The organism is Bradyrhizobium vignae (assembly GCF_004114425.1).
Classification (GTDB): Bacteria; Pseudomonadota; Alphaproteobacteria; order Rhizobiales; family Xanthobacteraceae; genus Bradyrhizobium; species Bradyrhizobium vignae.
This window is the reverse complement of the sequence record NZ_RDQF01000075.1, coordinates 1-18,749: the sequence shown is the minus strand read 5'-3', so window position 1 is coordinate 18,749 and position 18,749 is coordinate 1. Positions and strand designations below refer to the sequence as shown.

General features: G+C 64.2%; 17 protein-coding genes. 6 read left to right on the top strand and 11 right to left on the bottom strand.

Annotated elements, in window-relative coordinates; translation table 11 throughout:
- Nucleotides 1–9 precede the first annotated feature (9 nt).
- The 8 genes from EAV90_RS35485 to EAV90_RS35450 all read right to left on the bottom strand — a co-directional run bounded on the left by EAV90_RS35485 (nt 10) and on the right by EAV90_RS35450 (nt 7,881).
- Complete coding sequence (locus EAV90_RS35485) at nt 10–750, bottom strand: ABC transporter ATP-binding protein (protein ID WP_122401787.1); 741 nt, start codon at nt 748–750, stop codon at nt 10–12.
- The gene (locus EAV90_RS35480) at nt 747–1,595 is read right to left on the bottom strand and encodes an ABC transporter ATP-binding protein (RefSeq protein ID WP_162500152.1); all 849 of its coding nucleotides are present in this window, start codon (nt 1,593–1,595) and stop codon (nt 747–749) included. Before EAV90_RS35480 ends, EAV90_RS35485 begins: the two co-directional genes overlap by 4 nt.
- On the bottom strand, nt 1,595–3,418 hold the full coding sequence (locus tag EAV90_RS35475; RefSeq protein ID WP_122401785.1) for an ABC transporter permease: 1,824 nt from the start codon (nt 3,416–3,418) through the stop codon (nt 1,595–1,597). The genes EAV90_RS35480 and EAV90_RS35475 overlap by 1 nt, the downstream gene beginning before the upstream one ends.
- Nucleotides 3,419–3,475: 57 nt before the next feature.
- Nucleotides 3,476–4,633 (bottom strand): ABC transporter substrate-binding protein, encoded by a 1,158-nt coding sequence (locus tag EAV90_RS35470; protein ID WP_122406483.1) that lies wholly within the window; start codon nt 4,631–4,633, stop codon nt 3,476–3,478.
- A 59-nt stretch (nt 4,634–4,692) separates the two neighbouring features.
- On the bottom strand, nt 4,693–5,268 hold the full coding sequence (locus EAV90_RS35465) for an alkylhydroperoxidase domain protein (protein ID WP_122401784.1): 576 nt from the start codon (nt 5,266–5,268) through the stop codon (nt 4,693–4,695).
- Nucleotides 5,269–5,279: 11 nt separating this feature from the next.
- Nucleotides 5,280–5,879 carry a CMD domain protein gene (locus EAV90_RS35460; protein ID WP_164937246.1) on the bottom strand — a complete coding sequence of 200 codons (600 nt, stop codon included), beginning with the start codon at nt 5,877–5,879 and terminating at the stop codon, nt 5,280–5,282.
- A 33-nt stretch (nt 5,880–5,912) separates the two neighbouring features.
- Nucleotides 5,913–6,950: a putative FMN-dependent luciferase-like monooxygenase gene (locus EAV90_RS35455; protein ID WP_129146094.1), complete on the bottom strand. Its 1,038-nt coding sequence runs from the start codon at nt 6,948–6,950 to the stop codon at nt 5,913–5,915.
- Between the two features lie 136 nt (nt 6,951–7,086).
- On the bottom strand, nt 7,087–7,881 hold the full coding sequence (locus EAV90_RS35450) for a MetQ/NlpA family ABC transporter substrate-binding protein (RefSeq protein ID WP_122401781.1): 795 nt from the start codon (nt 7,879–7,881) through the stop codon (nt 7,087–7,089).
- Nucleotides 7,882–8,182: 301 nt separating this feature from the next.
- Here EAV90_RS35450 and EAV90_RS35445 point away from each other — a divergent pair, with 301 nt between their 5' ends.
- Entirely contained in the window at nt 8,183–9,970 is a 1,788-nt protein-coding gene (locus EAV90_RS35445) for a peptide ABC transporter substrate-binding protein (protein ID WP_122401780.1), read from the top strand.
- A gap of 522 nt (nt 9,971–10,492) precedes the next feature.
- On the opposite strand, the gene EAV90_RS35435 is transcribed toward EAV90_RS35445, so the two are convergent.
- Complete coding sequence (locus EAV90_RS35435; RefSeq protein ID WP_122401778.1) at nt 10,493–10,654, bottom strand: DUF2934 domain-containing protein; 162 nt, start codon at nt 10,652–10,654, stop codon at nt 10,493–10,495.
- Nucleotides 10,655–11,049: 395 nt separating this feature from the next.
- Between EAV90_RS35435 and EAV90_RS35430 the strand changes: the two genes are divergently transcribed.
- A complete protein-coding gene (locus EAV90_RS35430) occupies nt 11,050–11,490 on the top strand; it encodes a CBS domain-containing protein (RefSeq protein ID WP_122401777.1) in 441 nt (146 codons plus the stop codon).
- A 143-nt stretch (nt 11,491–11,633) separates the two neighbouring features.
- Complete coding sequence (locus tag EAV90_RS35425) at nt 11,634–12,698, top strand: Kelch repeat-containing protein (RefSeq protein ID WP_164937245.1); 1,065 nt, start codon at nt 11,634–11,636, stop codon at nt 12,696–12,698.
- A gap of 68 nt (nt 12,699–12,766) precedes the next feature.
- Here EAV90_RS35425 and EAV90_RS35420 read toward each other — a convergent pair whose 3' ends face one another.
- Both EAV90_RS35420 and EAV90_RS35415 read right to left on the bottom strand, forming a co-directional pair.
- Nucleotides 12,767–15,709: a transketolase gene (locus EAV90_RS35420; protein ID WP_122401775.1), complete on the bottom strand. Its 2,943-nt coding sequence runs from the start codon at nt 15,707–15,709 to the stop codon at nt 12,767–12,769.
- Nucleotides 15,706–15,918, bottom strand: a complete 213-nt coding sequence (locus EAV90_RS35415) for a hypothetical protein (RefSeq protein WP_129146092.1) — start codon at nt 15,916–15,918, stop codon at nt 15,706–15,708. Before EAV90_RS35415 ends, EAV90_RS35420 begins: the two co-directional genes overlap by 4 nt.
- A gap of 124 nt (nt 15,919–16,042) precedes the next feature.
- Between EAV90_RS35415 and EAV90_RS41900 the strand changes: the two genes are divergently transcribed.
- From EAV90_RS41900 to EAV90_RS35400, 3 genes are read left to right on the top strand one after another with little or no spacing between them, the layout of a single operon-like run.
- Nucleotides 16,043–16,480, top strand: a complete 438-nt coding sequence (locus EAV90_RS41900) for an NADH-quinone oxidoreductase subunit D-related protein (protein ID WP_376707303.1) — start codon at nt 16,043–16,045, stop codon at nt 16,478–16,480.
- Between the two features lie 20 nt (nt 16,481–16,500).
- Nucleotides 16,501–16,827 (top strand): antibiotic biosynthesis monooxygenase family protein, encoded by a 327-nt coding sequence (locus EAV90_RS35405; protein WP_122401773.1) that lies wholly within the window; start codon nt 16,501–16,503, stop codon nt 16,825–16,827.
- 49 nt (nt 16,828–16,876) lie between these two features.
- On the top strand, nt 16,877–18,478 hold the full coding sequence (locus EAV90_RS35400; RefSeq protein WP_160118800.1) for an outer membrane protein assembly factor BamB family protein: 1,602 nt from the start codon (nt 16,877–16,879) through the stop codon (nt 18,476–18,478).
- The last annotated feature ends 271 nt before the right edge of the window (nt 18,479–18,749 follow it).

Genomic DNA, 18,749 nt, shown 5'->3' with positions numbered 1-18,749 from the left:
CACATTGCGTCAGGCCGCCTCGGAGCCGCCGAGATAGGCGTCGCGCACCCGGGGATCGTCCTTCAGCGCGCGCGCCGGGCCTGACAGCACGATCTTGCCGGTCTGCAGCACATAGGCCTCGTGTGCGATCTCCAGCGCGAGACTGGCGTTCTGCTCGACCATGAACACCGAGACGCCTTCCTGGTTGATGGTGCGGATCAGCTCCAGCACGCGGTCGACATAGAGCGGCGACAGGCCCATGGTCGGCTCGTCCATCACGATCATCCTGGGACGGCTCATCAACGCGCGCGCCATGGCGACCATCTGCTGCTCGCCGCCGGACAAGGAGCCGGCGCGCTGCGACAGCCGCTGGCCGAGCTTCGGAAACAGCGTCAGCATCCTGTCGAGATCCTGCGCCACCGCGTCGCGGTCGTTGCGCACGAAGGCGCCCATCAAAATGTTTTCGCGCACGCTCATGTCCGCGAACAGCCGCCGCGCCTCCGGCACCGAGGCGATGCCGCGGCGGACGATCTGCGGCGTGGAAAGGCCGACCAGCGAAGCGCCGTCGAAGCTCACCTCGCCCGAACGCGGCTTCACCAGACCCAGAATGATCTTCATCGTCGTCGACTTGCCGCTGGCATTGCCGCCGAGCAGGCAGACGATGTGGCCGCGCGCGACCGTGATCGACAGGTCGAAATGCACCTGGGCCTGGCCGTAGAAGGTGTTGACGCCCGACAGCGCCAGCAGCGGTTCGGGTGCGCTCGTCGTCATGCCGCGCTCTCCTGCTCCGCCGCGCCCGACAGGCCGTGGCCGAGATAGGCCTCGATCACCTTGGGATCGCTCCGCACCACCTCGCCCGGCCCTTCCGCGATCTTCTTGCCCTCGTCCATGACGATGACGCGGTCGGACAGGCGCATCACCATCTCCAGCTTGTGCTCGATCAGCAGGATGGTCAGCCCTTCGGTCTTGAGCTCGGCGACGAGCGCCTGCATCTCCGCGGTTTCGGTCGGGTTCATGCCGGCGGTCGGCTCGTCCAGCAGCAACAGGCGCGGCTTCAGCGCCAGCGCCCGGGCGATCTCGACGCGGCGGCGGTTGGCGTAGGACAGGCTATAGGCCGGCTGGTCGATGCGCGGCAGCAGCCGTTCGCCGAAGCGGGCGAGAATGGCTTTCACTTCCTCGCGCAACCGCTCCTCCTCGGCCTTCACGCCGGCCGGGCGCAGCAGCGCCAGGCCGAGTTCGAGCAGCGGGCCGATCACCGGCACGGCCGGCTTCACGGCACGCAGCCGCGTATGCGCGCCGATCAGGACATTGTCCATCACGCTGAGATTGCCGAATACGCGGCCGAGCTGGAAGGTCCGCGCGATGCCTTCGGCCGCAAGCCGTTCCGGCGAGAGACCGGTGATATCCTGGCCTTCGAAGCGTACTGCGCCTTCATCCGGCCGATCGAGACCGGTCACGAGGTTGAACAGCGTCGTCTTGCCGGCGCCGTTCGGGCCGATGATGCTGATGAGCTCGCCTTTGGCGAGGTCGAGATCGATCGCATTGACCGCGGTGAGGCCGCCGAAGCGGCGCGTCAGCCCGCGCAGGGACAGCATGGGATTGTGCTGCTCCGACATCAGATCGTCCCCAACAGGCCCTGCGGCCTGAATCGCACCAGCAAGAGCAGCACGATGCCGTAGATCAGGATGCGATACTCCGCCGCGATCCGGAACACCTCGGGCAAGCCGACCAGCGCCACCGATCCAACAATCGCGCCGACCACGTTGCCGAGGCCGCCGAGGATGACGACCGTCAGCGCCAGGATGGACTGCTGCGTGTTGAAGGTCTCGTGGTTGATGTAGGAATAGAGATGCGCGGCGATGCCGCCGCTGACGCCGGCGGCGAAACCGCCGAAGATGAAGGCCAGCGATTTATAGCGGTTCAGGCTGAGGCCATAGGCGCGCGCGGCAATGTCGTCGTCGCGGATGGCACGGAAGCTGCGGCCGAGATGCGAAGTGAGCAGCCGCCCTTGCAGCAGGGCCAGCACGACCATCACCGCAAGGCTGAACCAGTAGACTGAGGACGGGCTGATCAGGTCGTAGCCGAACAGCGACAGCGGCGGGATGCCGGAGATGCCGATCGGACCGCGTGTCACGCTCTCCCAGTTCAGGATCACCAGCGACACGATCTCGCCGATGGCGAGCGTCGCGATCGACACATAATGCCCGCGCAGGCGGAAGGACGGCGAGATCAAGAGCGTGCCGAGCGCAGCGCTCACGAGGCCGCCGCCGATGACCGCGAGGCCGACCGGAACGTTGAGGGTCAACGACAGCAACGCCGACGTATAGGCGCCGATCGCCAGCAGCGCGGCGTGTCCGAGCGAGACCTGCCCCATCGTGCCCGCGACCAGCGTGAGGCTGAGCGCGAGCATGCCGAGCAGCCAGGCGTTGATCAGCGTCTGGAGCACGTAGAAGGATACCGGGAAGAGCGGCAGGACGGCAAAGCCGGCAGCAGCAACAGCCAGGACCCAACGTGGAATGCGCACCGGGCGGCTCGGGGCGATGAAGGTGCCGGTGAGCGGCTCCGGCGGCGCCTGCCGCGCGCTGGCGAACAGGCCGTTCGGGCGCAGCACCAGCACGACGACCAGCAGCAGGAAGGCGAACAGGTTGCGGTAGCTGGTGCCGAACACGGCAACGCCGTAGCTCTCGACCAATCCCAGCAGCAGGCTGCCGATCACCGCACCCGGCACGTTGCCGGCGCCACCGACGACTTCGGCAACGACGCCCTTCAGCGTCGCCTGCAGGCTCATCGCGGTGTCGATCTGGTTGTAGTACATGCCGACCAGCATGCCGGAGACGCCGCCGAGCGCAGCGGCGATGCCGAACACCGCCTGATTGACGCGGTTGACGTCGACGCCCATTTGCATCGCCGCGTCGCGGTCCTGCGAGGCGGCGCGCACCGCCCAGCCGAGCTTGCTGTAGCGCAGGAACACGAACAGCAGCAGCGCGCTGCTGATGCCGACGCCGGCGATGAGCAGATCAAGCGGTCCGATCGTGCCGCCGCCGAGCTGGAAGCGCACGTCCGGCAGCTGGCTCGGCAGCGCGCGCGGATTGGGCGAGAAAGTCAGCATCACCAGCTGGTCGAGCACGAAGCTGATGCCGATGGTCGCGAGCAGCGGCGCGATGCGCACGGAGTTCTGCAGCGGACGGAGGCCGAACCGTTCGATGATCAGGCCGACCACCGCGGCAGTCGCCGCCACCACGATGATGGTGAGCGGCAGCGGCGTATGCAACTGCACCACCGCGACCCAGCCGATATACGCGCCGACCAGATAGATCGAGCCTTGCGCGAAGTTGATCAGCCGGCTGACGCCGAAGATCAGCGCGAGCCCCACTGCAACGAGGGCGTAGACATTGCCGACGATCAGCCCGTTGATCGTGTAGTCGAGCCAGGAAGACAAACGTTGATCCCCGCGTAGAAAGGAAGGCGGCCGGAGCGGCGCGCTCCGGCCATCAGGTCAGGTCGGCTTGCCGTCCCAGAGCGCGAACTGGCCCTTGCGCACGACGAGCTCGGCGTTCATCGCGCCCTTGACGCGGCGGCTCTCGACGTCGAACGTTGCCGAACCGAAGATGACGCTGGAGACGTCCTTCACTTTCGCGAAGGCATCGCGGATGGCGCGGCGATCGGTGCCGCCGATCTTGAGGACGGCGGCGGCCATGTTCATGGCATCATAGGAATAGGCGTTGAAGGCGTCGGGCTCTTGTCCATTGTACTTGGCTTTGAAGCCCGCAATGAACTTCTTCACCTCGGACCGCGGATCTTCCGGGAAGTAGCGTGTGCCGAGATGGACGTCCTCGACCGCCTCGCCGCCGAGCTCCAGGAATTTCGGCGAATAGACCGAGCTTGCCGCGCAGATCGTCTGCTTCAGGCCGACCTGACGGGCCTGGCGCGCGATCAGCGCGCCGTCGGAATAATAGGAGATCAGGATCAGCCCGTCCGGGTTGGCGTCGCGCACGCGCACCAGGGTCGAGCGGAAGTCGCGTTCCTCGGCGATGTAGCCCTCGGTCACCGCGATCTCGGCGCCGTATTCCTTCGCGGCCTTGACGAAATAATCGCGGCTGGTGCGGCCCCAATCGGTGTTGAGGTGCAGCACCGCGAGCTTCTTGAGACCAAGACGCTTGACGGCATAGGCCGCGAGCAACGGCTGCTCGTCGGCCTGGCTCACGGACGTACTCCACATGAAGTCGCCGCCCTTGGTGAAATCGGGGTGCGAATTGGTGAAGCCGAACTGCACGAGTCCGCCGCGCTGATAGATTGGGGATGCCGCCATCGAGGCGGGACTGGAGAAGTCGCCAAGCTCCATGACGATGCGCGGATCGGACACGAACTTCTGGGCGATCGCCACCGACTGGCGCGGATCGCTCTGGCTGTCCTCGAATTGATAGGCGAGCTTGCGGCCGTTGATGCCGCCGGCGGCGTGGATCTCGTCCAGCGCGAGATCAAAGCCCTGCTTCCACTGCGCGCCATATTGCGCGTTCGGTCCTGTGAGGGGGCCGCTGACGCCGAGCAGGATCGGTTCGGAGGATTGCGCGAGCGCGGCGCGCGAGAAGGCTGCTCCCGCCACCACGGCGGCGAGAGAGCCCCTGACCAGGGTACGGCGATCGATGTTGCTCATGCACGGCTCCATCCATTCATTGTTGAAACAAGCAGCAATTCTCGTGCCGGTGAGATTGCCTATTTCGAGGGCTCGCCGAGCGACAGCATCAGCCGGTTCGCCCAGTTGAAGAACGAGGCGCCGTTGATGACGTCGACGATCTCGGCATCGTCGAGGCCGGCGCGGCGCAGCTCCGCGATGTTGTCAGGACCGAACGCGATCGGCGTCTCGGCCAGCGCCACCGAGGCCTTGACCACCGCATTCCAGCGCTCGCCGAGATCCGCACCAACGCCTTCATCGAGCAGACGCTGCACGTCGTCGCGGCGCTTGGAATAGGTGCTGGCAAACCGCGCATGCACGGAGGCGCAATAAATGCAGCCGTTGTAGCGCGACGTCGCAGCCGCCGCGAGCTCGCGCTCGGCGCGCGGCAGGCCGTCGGCGACGTTGTAGAAGATGTCCTTGTCGGTCTTGGTGCGGGCTTCCAGGACTTCAGGGTCGCGCACCAGCAGGCGGAAATATTCGGACTTGGCGCGGGCGCGGTCGACGAGGCCGGCGAAATGTCGTTCGGTCAGCTCGGCCTCGGGCAGCGGGTCGATCCACGAAACCCAGCCGAGCTCGTCCTGGGTGAAGACGACGGGCGGATTGACGGTGCTCATGATGCAACCTCCTACGCGCTTGCCGCTGCGAGCGTGCGCAAGCCGCTGACGACGCGGACCTGGAACGACAGGAACGCGACGAGCTGGGAAAACGTGACGATGCCGGTGGTCGACCAGCCGGCGGCCAGCAGCGTCTTCATGTCGGCGGATGCGGCATCGCGCGGACGGAAGACCAGAAGATGCGCATGCTCCAGCGCCGCGACAAGCCGGGCGCCGAGCTCGGACTTGCGCTCCGCACTGACGCGATAGATCAAACCAGCCTTGTCCTCCACCGACAGCGGGCCGGCCGGAAAAGCGCCATAGGGACCCGACGTCTTGCCGCGCGCGATCTCGGACCTGATCGGCTCGACCAGCGCCGCGCCATCCGCGCTCGCGGCAAGCTTCTCGCGATAGAAGGCGGCGACGGGGGACTCGCCATGGAGCCCGGTCACGAAGGCCGCGACTGCGGCGCGTTCGGCAAGCGAGAAATCACTGGCGTCGATCGGCTCGAACAGCGAGAGATAGCTCTTCTGCGCGTTCTCGCGCGCCTGCAGGCGACGCGCGCGGATGGCGTCGAGAGCCGATCCTGGCTCGATCCCGGCAAGCATGTCGATGATGTCTTTCGTTCTCATCATTCAGCCTCATCCAATTCCGTAAAGTCGCGGCTAGCCCGCCAGCGCCACATCGGGTGCCGCCGTCCTGATCCAGCCCAGCGCCGGCGCCACCTTCTCCGCGACCAGCTCGATCGAGCGCAGGACATAAGGATGCGGCGCGTCGACCGAATGCACCTGGAAGACGAGATCGGTCACCCGCTCCAGCGTGGCGTCGGTGCGGAGCGAGGCGATCACCTCGTCGGCGGCGCCGACATGAGTGTCGAACGCGGTGATCATCTCCTCCAGCGTCTCGCCCGGCGGAAGGTGACCACCCTTCATGAATTGCGGCAGGGCGCGGCGCAGTCCGATATCGGCAAGGCGCATCGCCTCGCGATGATCGTCGGCGACGAAGACGCTGCGCGAAGCCATGATGCGCGGTTCGCAGCCCGGCGGCAGCGCTGCGAGATAGGCGTCGATGATCGGATTCTGGATCTCGGCGAGCGTGGCCTTCGGCGCCTCCTTGGCCCGCGGCTGGGTGCGCGACAACAAGAGACCATCGCCGGCCTTGCCGGCCCTGGCGCCGCCGGCGACGGAGAACGTCGCCTGCCAGATCCGCTTGTCCAGTTGCGGCCGCTGCGGATAGAGCGTGTCGCCGCCGTCGAGCGGCTTGCCGGTCAGCGCCTTGCGGACGATGTCCAGATTGCGCGCAAAGATCTCGTTGCGCTGGGCGCTGTCGAGGCCGAAGGCGGCGAAGGCGGACGGGTTGCCGCCGGTGCCGACGCCGAGCTCAAACCGGCCATTGCAGAGGAGATCGAGCACCGCGGCGTCCTCCGCCACCCTCACCGCATTCTCCAGCGGCAGCGTGACGATGCCGGTGCCGAGACGGATGCGCGAGGTTTGCGCTGCGACGTAACCCAGGAAGGTGAAGGGCGACGGCAGGCCGCCCTCGCGCTCGTGGAAATGATGCTGCGCGATCCACGCGGAATCGAGGCCCGCCCGTTCGGCACGGACGATCTGCTCGGCCGCGAAGCGATATCGCTCGGCGGCCGGAGCCTCGTCGAGCAGCCGCGTGAAGAAGCCCAGGCGTTTCAGGTTTGCAAAGCGTTTCATAAGACCCCTGTCGGGCGAGGATGGGCCCCGATGATGTCGGTTGCCGCGGCTCCAGACAAGCGGGCATTGCGCAAGGCTCATACGCAAGGCTGTGCGCCGGATCGCCCTTTACATGGACTTTACGCGGGCAGTCTGCCTACCAGCTCGGCAGCACCGCGCCCTTGAACTTGGTCAGGACGAATTCCTTGACCTCGGGCGTGTGATAGCTGTCGACGAGGATCTTGACCCAGGGCTTGTCCTTGTCGACGGTGCGCACCGCGATCAGGTTGACGTAGGGCCCCTTCGGATCCTCGCGCAGGATCGGGTCCTTCACAGGATCGAGGCCCGCCTGGGTTGCATAGTTGGTGTTGATCGCGGCTGCGTCGACGTCGTCGAGCGCGCGCGGGGCCTGCGCCGCATCGACCTCGATGAACTTCAGCTTCTTAGGGTTCTCGGTGATGTCGAGCACCGTCGGCTTGAAGCCGACACCGTCCTTCAGCTTGATCACGCCCTTGTCGCGGAGCAGCAGCAGCACGCGGCCGCCATTGGTCGGATCGTTCGGGATCGAGACCTTGCCTCCCTCGGGGATATCGGCGAAGGCCTTGTGCTTCTTCGAATAGACGCCGATCGGGAAGTTCACGGTCAGGCCGACCGACTCGATCTTGTAACCGCGGTCGGCCTTCTGATTGTCCAGGTAAGGCTGGTTCTGGAACGAATTGGCCTGGATCTCCCCGGCATCGAGCGCGGCGTTCGGCACCACGTAATCCGAGAACTCGAGCAGTTGGATGTCGAGCCCCTGCTTGGCGGCGATCGGCTTCACGGCTTCGAGGATCTGCGCATGCGGTCCCGGCGTCACGCCAATCTTGATGGTCTCGGCTGAAGCCACGGCCGACCACACGGCCAGCACGGCGGAGAGAATCAGGGGAAGGCGAAACGACATCTTGGTCTCCATGGAGTCGGCGGTAACGATTGGAACCGTATTCTCTTTTCTGCGCCGCGAAATCAATGAAATGAAAATCCATATTGGCCGGCCATCGCGGGCAACCCTTCTCCAATCGATCTCAATCGGGAAACGGATGCAGAGGGCCGGGAACGTGCACCACGAGCGCCTGACGGCATCGCGGCAAAGCGGCGCACCCCCCGCGCACCGGTCGCGGAGCGTCCGCCCCTCTTTGACTCCACCACGCCCGACGTGCTGAGTTAGAGCGCACTAAGCCGGCGACGACGTTACTTCGCGAGGTGGAGATCATCCGATGGACGAGACCGAAATCCGCAATCTGGTCGCGGAGGTGAAGCAAGGCACGCTGTCGCGGCGCTCGTTCATCAGGACAATGGCCGCGGTCGGAATCGCGGCGCCGATCGCGAGCCAGATCCTGGTGTGGCACGATGTGGCCATGGCGGACGCCACGCTGCCGTACAAGCCGACGAAGGCGGGCGGCGGCGGCACGCTCAAGATCCTGCTCTGGCAGGCACCTACCCTGCTCAATCCGCATTTCGCGCTCGGCACCAAGGACCAGATCGCCTCGCGCATCTTCTTCGAGCCGCTCGCCGGCTGGGACAAGGAGGGTAACCTCATCCCCTGCCTCGCCGCCGAGGCTCCGTCCAAGGCGAACGGCGGCCTCGCGGCCGACGGCATGAGCGTGATCTGGAAGCTGAAGCAGGGCGTCAAGTGGCATGACGGCAAGCCCTTCACCGCCGACGACGTCGTCTTCACTTGGCAGTACGCCGCCGACCTCGCCACCGCGGCCTACACCACGGGCTCCTACAAGGACATCAAGGTCGACAAGATCGACGACCATACGGTCAAGGTGAACTTCAAGGCGCCGACGCCGTTCTGGGCCGATCCGTTCGTCGGCGCGGTCGGGATGATCCTGCCAAAGCATCATTTCGGCGATTATATCGGCGCAAAGTCACGCGAAGCGCCAGGCAATCTGAAACCGGTCGGCACCGGCCCATACAAATTCGTCGAGTTCAAGCCGGGCGACATGATCCGCGCCGAGCGCAACCCCGACTATCACATCAAGAACCAACCGCATTTCGACACGCTCGAGGTCAAGGGCGGCGGCGACGCGGTGTCTGCGGCGCGCGCCGTGCTGCAGACCGGCGAATACGACTTCGCCTGGAACATGCAGGTGGAGGAGGAGGTCCTCAAGCGCATGGAGGCGGGCGGCAAAGGCAAGCTCGACATCACGCCTTCCGGCAATGTCGAGTTCATCATCCTCAACACGACGGACCCCTGGACCGAGGTCGACGGCGAGCGTTCGAGCGTCAAGACCAAGCACCCGACGCTGTCCGACCCCGCCGTTCGCCGCGCGATCAATCTCTTGATCGACCGCGATTCGATCCAGAAGTTCATCTACGGACGCGGCGCCATCGCAACCGCGAGCTTCGTCAACGCGCCCAATCAGTTCAAGTCCCCCAAGCTGAAATATGCGTTCGACATCGACAAGGCCAACAAGATCCTCGACGAGGCCGGCTGGACCAGGGGCGCGGACGGCATCCGCGAGAAGGACGGCAAGAGGCTCAAATACGTATTCCAGACCTCGACCAACGCCCCGCGCCAGAAGACCCAAGCCATCATCAAGCAGGCCTGCCAGAAGGCCGGCATCGACATCGAGATCAAGGCGGTCACCGCCTCGGTGTTCTTCTCCTCCGATGTCGGCAATCCCGACACCTATTCGAAATTTTATGCCGACATGGAGATGTACAATACGACGCAGCCGCAGCCCGATCCGGAGCGCTTGCTGAACCAGTGCGTCTCCTGGGAGATCGCCACCAAGGACAACAAATGGCTCGGCCGCAACAATTCACGCTATTCCGATCCCGAAGCCGACAAGGCCTACAAGGCCGCGCAGAACGAGCTCGATCCGGTCAAGCGCGCCGCGCTGCTGATGAAGGTCGACGAGATCTTCTGCGAGGCCCACGTGTTCCTGCCGCTGCTCTCCCGCCACGTCGTCAACGCGGGCGCCAATAACCTGATGATCGACATCTCGGGCTGGGACACCATCACGTGGAATCTGGCGGCGTGGTATCGGAGCTGAGGGAGACAGGCGACGGCTCTGGTGTTCCGGACAGCTGCAACGCGCATAACCCGTGGAATCTCCTCCACTGTGTGCTCCAAATCACAGCAGAATCACGCACCGTCCTCTATGAAGATTGGGCATGGCCGCAAACAAGGTAACGGCGGTACGCACGAGGCTGGGAAGACGATCAACAGCTACGGACTTTGCGCAGCCGTCAGGGTGAAGAACCCGGCGGCTTTTTCTTTTTGCAGGCTCGGTAGGATGGGTGCAGCGAAGCGAACCCATCAGAATGTTTCTAGTGCGGACGCATGATGGGTTGCCCAAGGGCTCGACCTATCGCACCTTCGAGACGGCGCCGCTAGTGCCACGTCGTGTCTGCTTCCACGATCACCACTCTCACTTCAGGGTCTTCGGTCGTGTTGCAGATGCAGGGCATGCCTTCGCCGCAGCGGCAGCCGCCCAGCTTCTCACTCCAGACTCGGAGCGGATGGTTTTCGCAGACCCATCCGAGACCCTGGCAGAATGGGCACGTCTTGTCGGTCACAGCGTATCCGGCGTCCGCATCGTGTTCGACTTGTCCTCGTTGCGCAGCTCTTGCTCAGCCGCGTGCCAAAACTCCTCCTCGCGGCCTTCGGGCTTGCCGGCCTGCTCCCACAATCGGTGCGCGCGTTCTCTGATCTCTTGCTCGGTCGGCTCGGACAATGGCACCTCCTGCTTGGGAGCACGGCCCCACCCTGGGGGGTATGGGGGGCTTGGAGGCGGGGCCGTGCAGGCCAGCCATCGGCGGCGACGCTGGCCCGCAGAGTCAATCTTCGACCACAGGCAAGAGTTCCTGCGCGCTTGGCCTTGGCGCAGGCCTTCGCAATACGGTGCAGACAACCCATCGGATTCGGCCATTGGAAACGGAAGCCCTTTGGGAAAATAGAAGAGCTCTTGAACCCACTCATGGCGTTGCTTCCGAGTCGCGGAGAAGGGTTCCTCTTCAGGAGCCACCAATTTCGTCTTTGGAACGCGCGCCCCCCGCATCTGTTGAGATTGCAGTCGGAAGAGCCCGCATTAGCGAGACTTGCCAGTAATGCGCGGCATAGGAGGCAACCATGAAAAAGATCAGCGATGTAATGACCCGCGACGCGAAACTCGTAAACCCAAACGACACGATCCAGGACGCGGCAAAGCTGATGAAGGAATGCGATTGTGGTGTATTGCCCGTGCGTGACGGTGACCGACTCGTGGGCATGATCACAGATCGCGATATTGCGGTGCGCTGCATCGCGGACGGCAAAGGGCCGAACAGCAAGGTCCGTGACGCGATGAGCCAGGAGGTGAAATACTGCTTCGAAGACGAGGACATATCTCAAGTCTGCACGAACATGAGTGAGATCCAGGTGCGGCGATTGCCCGTGATGGACCGGAACAAGCGCCTGGTCGGGATCGTGTCGCTTAGCGATTTGGTGCGCCAGTCGGCAGGGACTGCCAAAGCGCTGCATGGAATCGCGCGGCCGAGTCAACAGCACAACCAGAGCTCGCCTGCTGCCTGAGCCTGCTCATCGGCCCATGAGGTCATAGGGTCCTTCATATCGTAGGGACCTCGATATCGCGCAGGGTCTTGGCGATCTCGCATGAAATGACGGGACAGTTGGATTGTGAGCCGCGATGGGATGATGACTGGGCGGAGGAACTGATGGGCAAAGTTCGAGCGCGCTTGACTTCGCTGCTCGCAATCGCAGCGCTGAGTACGGTCTCCCACGTATACGCGCAGGCTCAATGGCGGATGGCTTCCCCGCTCCCTGCACCCGCCGGCGAAATCGTGGGGACCGTCATAGGCGACGAATGGTATGTGCTCGCGGGGTTGGATACGCGAACCCATCGGCCGCTGGGTCTCGTCTACGTCTTCGACACAAAGGCCGGCAGCTGGGCCCAGAAGAGGGCAATGCCCCAACCCGCCCACCATGTCATGACGGCTGCGCTGGACGGAAAAATATATGTGTTTGGCGGCTTCATAAATCCGGCGGGCGAACCTGAGGCAACGAACGAATCCGGCTGGCAACCCGTCGACAGCAGTTGGGTGTTCGATCCGGCAACCGACACCTGGACGCCGCTTGCCCCAATGCCGACACCGCGAGGTGCAGGCTGGGCAGTTGCACTGAATGGCGAGATCTACCTGATCGGTGGAGTTCAGGCTGACGTTCGCGATGCCCCAACGGCGCCATTGTCCCCCGGGAGCCCGCAACGCGTGCTCGGGACGGTCGAGCAGTACGATCCCTCCACCGACCAATGGAGCGTTCGCGCGTCGATGCCGACGCCGCGCAACCATCTCTTCGCAGCGGCGGCCGGAGGAAAGATCTACGCGATTGGCGGCAGGATCGGTTCAGCGCAGATCACGGTCGCCGAGGACACAAATGTCGTCGAGGAATATGATCCGGCGCGCGACCAGTGGATTGGCAAAGGACGCGCACCGATCCGGCGCAGCGGAATGGCAGGCGCTGTAGCAGACGGCAAAATTTACGTCGCGGGAGGTGAATATCAGGACTGGGAAGGTGCAAAGGCGTTCTGGGCCGTTCAAAGCTACGATCCGGAGAAGGGGCGGTGGGGCACCCTGCCGCGAATGCAACTCGCACACCATGGTTTCGCGGCTGGGTTGATTGGGGACACGTTGCACATGGCCGGTGGAGGCTTCCAGTCGGACGGAATGCCAACTGTGAACACCAGGACTGCCGTTCACGAGACACCGCAGATCAGACCCTGATTTCAGGATGGCGGGGGACTCATCAAGGAACTGGCTCCAATCGCAGCAAGTGCGCTCGGTACGCGTGGTCAGGCAGCCAACTGCAGGACCTTCGCTTCGATCGACCGACGTGAGATGCCGTACCTGTCGAGTAATTCGTCTTTCGTGCCGGAGCGCGGCAGTCGTGCAATCCCCAGCCGATGCACCGGCGCGGTCGAGCCGACCGCGGTCGACACGGCATCGCCCAGCCCACCATCGATCGCGTGGTCCTCGACGACGATCAGCCCCTCGGTATCGCGAGCGGCTGCGGACAGCGTGACGACATCGATGGGTTTCACCGAGTAGGCGTCGATCACGCGGATCGAGATGCCACGTGCGTCGAGCATCTCGGAAGCGGCCAACGCCTCATGTACGGTTATACCGGCCGCGACCACAGTGAGGCGGTCTTGCAGCGACGAGCGCAGCACCTTGGCTCCGCCGATCGGAAACTCCTCCGCATTGGAGTAGATCACCGGCGTCTTCGGCCGCGTGGTCCGGATATAGACGATGCCGTTGGTGCGCGCCGCCGTTGCAGTCAGCCGCTCGGCGCTGACCGCGTCTGCCGGATACAAGACCGTACTCTCGATCAGGGCACGGAACATGGCGAGGTCCTCAAGGCCCATCTGCGATGGGCCGTCCTCGCCGATCGACACGCCGGCATGGCTGCCGCACAGCACGAGATGGGCGGGCCGTGAATACTGCGCCATGCGGATGAAGTCATAAGCGCGCGTGAGGAAGCAGGCGAACGTCGCTGCACATGGGATCTTGCCTGCCGCCGCGAGGCCGAGGGCGACGCCGAGCATGTTCTGCTCGGCGATGAAACCCTCGAAGAAGCGTTCCGGGTATCGGGCCGCGAACGCCTCTGTTCCGGTGGAGTTCTTGACGTCGCCATCAAGCGCCACCATCGCATGTTCCTCACCGCCGAGCCTCTCCAGTGCGCGTCCAAACGCCTCGCGGGTCGCCACCTTGTCGCCCAGCCGATAGGCGGGCGCGGAGCGTGACGCGGTCACGCGCTGCGGGCTTGCCACCTGGCCGACCCGATGCGCCTCGAGCGGCGGCGGAGGCGGCGCATCACCCAATTCTTCGAGCGCCCGCGACATCTGTTCGCGATCGAGCGGTTTGCCGTGCCATCCATCAGCGCCTTCCAGGAACGAGACCCCCTTGCCTTTGATCGTACGCGCGATGATCGCGGTCGGGCCGCCATCATGCGCAGCCCGCAGAGCCGCGAGGATCGCTGTCATATCGTGACCATCGATCTCGATCGTACGCCAGCCGAAGCTCGCGAACCGGCGCGCGAACACCCGGGTGTCGTGGTGATAGGGCGCCGCCTCGCTCTGGCCGAGACCGTTGACGTCGACGATCGCCGTCACGTTCGCAAGACCATTGAGCGAAGCAAACTGCGCGGCCTCCCACACCGACCCTTCCGAGCATTCACCATCGCCAAGCAGACAGAACACGCGAGCGTCGATGCGGTCCAGGCGGTTCGCCGCTGCGAGCCCGTTGGCGGCTGCCAGCCCTTGTCCGAGCGATCCGGTCGCGACCCTGACCCACGGGTTGAGCGGGGTCGGATGGCCTTCCAGCGTGCTGTCGATCCGCCGCAGCGACAGCGGATCCTCGATGATGGCGCCGGCTTCGTGCAGCACCGCCCACAGGATCGGCGCCGCATGGCCCTTCGACAGAACGAATGTGTCGACGTTGCGCGCGGCCGGATCGTGCGGATCCCAGCGCATCTCGCGGAAGAACAGCGCCGCCACGATGTCGGCGCAGGACATGCAGGAGGTGGGATGACCCGAGCCCGCTTCCGTCGTCATGCGGATCACCAATTGCCGCAGCCGCCGGGCCTCTGCCCGCAGATCGTCCACGTCACCGAAAGCCACGGCGCGCTCACCCTTGGCAGCGAACTGCTTGATTAGCGAATCGAACGGATCGATGAACTTCTGGACCGCGTCGTTCTCGAGCTGGGCCGTGACCAGATCTAGCGACACGCCGAGCCGCTCCAGATCTTCCATCATGCGCCGCGCGCTCTGCACGCCGTGCGTGATTGTGGCTTCTACGGTGCCGTGGTCGCGGAACGCGGCGATCGTCTTGCGCGTCATCGTATTGATGGTCATCGGACCGATCAATGGCTCGACATACATGAGGTCCGGATAGTCGGGATTCTTGGTGCTGGTGCTCGCCCATAGCATTCGCTGGACCCGCGCGCCCTTCTCGGCGAGCGCCATCCAGCGATTGCTCGCCACGATATGGCTGAATGTCTGATAGGCAAGCTTGGCGTTGGCGATCGCGATCTTGCCCAGGAGAGCGCGCGGATCAGGATCGGGAGGTGGGCGATCGGGCACGATGCGTTGTCCCAGAAGCCGATCGACGAGCACATCGATGCGACTGAGAAAGAAGCTTGCGACCGAGGCGATGCGCTCGATCGGCCGACCGGCTTCGAGCCGCCGTTCGAGCGCTCGCAGGTAGGCCTCAGCCACCGCTTCATAGCGCGCGATCGAGAACAGCAGCGTGATGTTGATGTTGATGCCTTCGAACAGCAGCTGCTCGATGGCAGGAACGCCTGCCGGAGTGCCCGGAATCTTGATGAACAGGTTGGGCCGGTCAACCAGTGTCCATAGCCTCCGCGCCTCCTCGATCGACGCCTCTGTGTCGTGAGCGAGATGGGGCGAGACTTCGAGGCTTACGAAGCCGTCGACCCCTGCGGTCTCCTCGTAAACCGGACGCAGGATATCACAGGCGTTCCGGACGTCCGTGGTAATCAGCTCTTCGTAGATGCCGACCGGAGACCGGCCCGCCATCGCAGCGCGAGCGATGTCCTGGTCGTAATTCGCGCCTTCCGCGACCGCCTTCTCGAAGATCGCGGGGTTCGAGGTGATGCCACGCAGGCCTTCCTCGGCAACCCGTCGTGCCAGATCGCCGCTATCGATCATTTGCCGGGTGAGATCATCCATCCAGCAGCTCTGGCCTTGCGCCAGGAGTTCGACTGTCCGGTTCATGTGCGATCTCCTTCGTTGGAGTACCTGAAAAACCGACCACGTACCGCCCTATTGCCATTCGCCCTTGTCAGCGGGCCGATGGGACGCTCGCGCGGCGACATCTTGAGCTGGCGGAAGATGCCGGCATTGCGAGCCGTCTCGTGTTCGGTCTCGATATCGATCCCATAGGCGCGCTCGGGATCGACGCGCGCGCCGATCAGGACGAACACGGAGCCTTCGCAATCGAGCAGATGCGGGTCTTCCGAAACCTCCGCCTCCGCGCCTGTGTCGCAACAGAAACCATGTCGCAGCCAATCGTGCTCGACCCGTCTGCCCTGCACCCTGCTCAACGGAATGCAAACGCACGCGTTCCTGAGTTCCGGCTGGAACACGATGCGGCCACACAATTCCTCGCAAGGGGCCGGAGGAGGCTGCGGGAGCTTTAGGAACGACCAAGGCTCAGGTCGCGTTGCCGGTCCGACGCCCCAATGGACCGGATCAGGCTTGCAGCGCTCCGCAGCAGACGTCCAAGGGGACGGGTGCCTGCCATACATGAGCTTCGCGCGGCGTCCGGCGCTCGGGTCATGCCGGATGCGGCCCAAGCCCGCCAAGGGCGAGTTCGGCGTGTATCTGGTTTCCGATGGGACCAACCAACCCTACAGGTGCAAGATCCGCGCCCCCTCGTTCGCGCATCTGCAGGCGATGGACCCAATCTGCCGCGGCCACTTGCTCGCCGACGTCTCGGCGATCATCGGGTCGCTGGACATCGTGTTTGGGGAGATCGATCGATAGTGTCATGAAAGGAGATTGCCATGCCACAGATCCAGATCGGCCGGCAGCCGGTGACGCAAATTACCATCATCGAAGCCGAACCGGAGAAGCAGGCCGAAGCGCTGTCGCTCATGAGGGAGCGAGCTCGCTTCATGCAGCGTCAGCCAGGATTCATTTCCGTCAGCCTGCATCGCAGCCTCGATGGGCGTCGTATCGTGAACTACATTCAATGGGAAAGCCGTGACCTTCTACGGGCGGCGCACCAGTCACCTGAGTTTCGCAAAGCCTGGAGTCAGTTCGGAAGCCTCACCGACGATATCGATCCTCATCTGTACGAGGTCGCCGACGTCCTCGCGAAGAGCGATTGAATCTGCGCTCGATGAGCCCAAGAATGACAAGAGTGAGATGAGCCCAAGAGTGAAACGCCTTTCGCTCCGCACAGGTGGTGGAACGGAAGCAGCACGTGGCTGTTGGGCGCTCATGAATATCCGACGCGTTGTTTCGATGACTGCACGTCCTGTCTTGATGGCGGGACTATTTGCACTTGCGCTCTTGCCGCCATCCGCCCGCGCCCAAGAGCGCTCCGTTCTGACCTATCATGGCGACAACAGCCGAAGCGGCCAGTACGTCGTTCCTGCGCTCTCCTGGGAGAAAGCCAGATCGGTTCAGCTGGATCGCGCCTTCAACGCCCGTGTCGCGGGCTCGATATACGCTCAGCCGCTGTACTGGCGTCCTCCTGACGCGAGCACCGGGATGCTCTTCGTGGCCACCGAGGATGACGTCGTCCAGGCCTTCGACGCAACGACCGGTAAGGAATTGTGGAGGCGCGTGGTCGGCCGTCCCGTGCGCCGTTCGTCGCTTCCGTGCGGGAATATCGACCCTCTCGGCATCACCGGGACGCCCGCAATCGACGCGGCAGCCCAGGCCATCTATTTCGATGCTGCCGTGGAGCGGGGAAACGGTCCGCGCCATGAGGTGTTCGCGCTTTCGACGAGGGATGGCAGCGTTCTCCCGGGCTGGCCGATCGATGTGGCCGACCTTCTGCACAAGGCAGGACGACATTTCGATCCGAGCGTTCAGAACCAACGCGCGGCACTCACGTTGCTCGACGGCACTGTCTATGTCGCCTTTAGCGGCCATTTTGGTGATTGCGGAAACTTTCACGGCTGGGTGGTCGGAATCTCCCTTCATGAACCTGGCAAGCACGTCAGCTTCGAAACGCGTGCGCGAGGCGGCGGCATCTGGGCGCCAGGCGGTCTGAGCGTCTCCGGACGCGACATCTACTTTGCGACCGGAAATACGCTCGGCGCGCAGACCTGGAGCGACGGCGAAGCCGTGTTCCACCTTGGCCCCGACTTGCGCCGCAGTGACGACAAGAAGGACTATTTTGCACCATCGGATTGGAAGGCACTCGATGCCGGCGATGTGGATCTCGGCGGCAGCAATCCGATTCCTCTCGACGTTCCCGGCGCCGACGGTACTCGCGCGCTGATTCTGGCGCTGGGGAAGGATGGCAAGGCTTATCTCCTCGATCGAACTGGTCTCGGCGGCGTTGGCGGCCAGCTGGCTGCCGCGACAGTATCCCAGTCGTCGATCGTCACCTCGCCGGCGGCTTATCGCGTCGGCGATGACATCTTTGTTGCCTTCCAGGCGTCCGGAGTGCGTTGCCCGCAACCTGGCCGAGGTCACGATCTGACCGTCTTGAAGATCACGCCTGGCTCGCCGCCGGCGATGGCCACGGCCTGGTGCGGCGCGCTCCGCGGCCGTGGCTCCCCCATTGTGACCACCACGGATGGCCATTCCAATCCGATCGTGTGGATGCTTGGTGCCGAAGGCGACAACCGGCTCCACGCCTTCCGCGGCGATACGGGCGAACCGATCTTTGTCAGCGAGCCCTTGAGCGGCCTCCGACGCTTCCAGACGTTGATCGCGACGCAGGACCGCCTCTATGTGGGCGCCGACGGGCGCATTTACGCCTTTCTCTTTGAAGGCAATCCGCACGCGCCGGCCGGCCCTTGATCGGGGGGTCACGCCCACGCCGCCGACGGGAACGCCGCCACAGCAAGGCGGACGGCGAGCCTTCGCATTCTCGCGGCGCAATTCGCCCGAGCTTTGCTTGATCGCTCCACCCTCTAAGGCGCAGGGAAGACCGCATAGGCGTTAAGGTAGCGCGAGCATCGATTGATACGGACGTATTCGAGGAGGCTCGCGCAGGTGCCGCCCAAGCGCTCGCTTTCTGCGGCGAAAGCAACGGATGGTTGGTTGTGGAATGATCGCTTGTAGCAAGGAT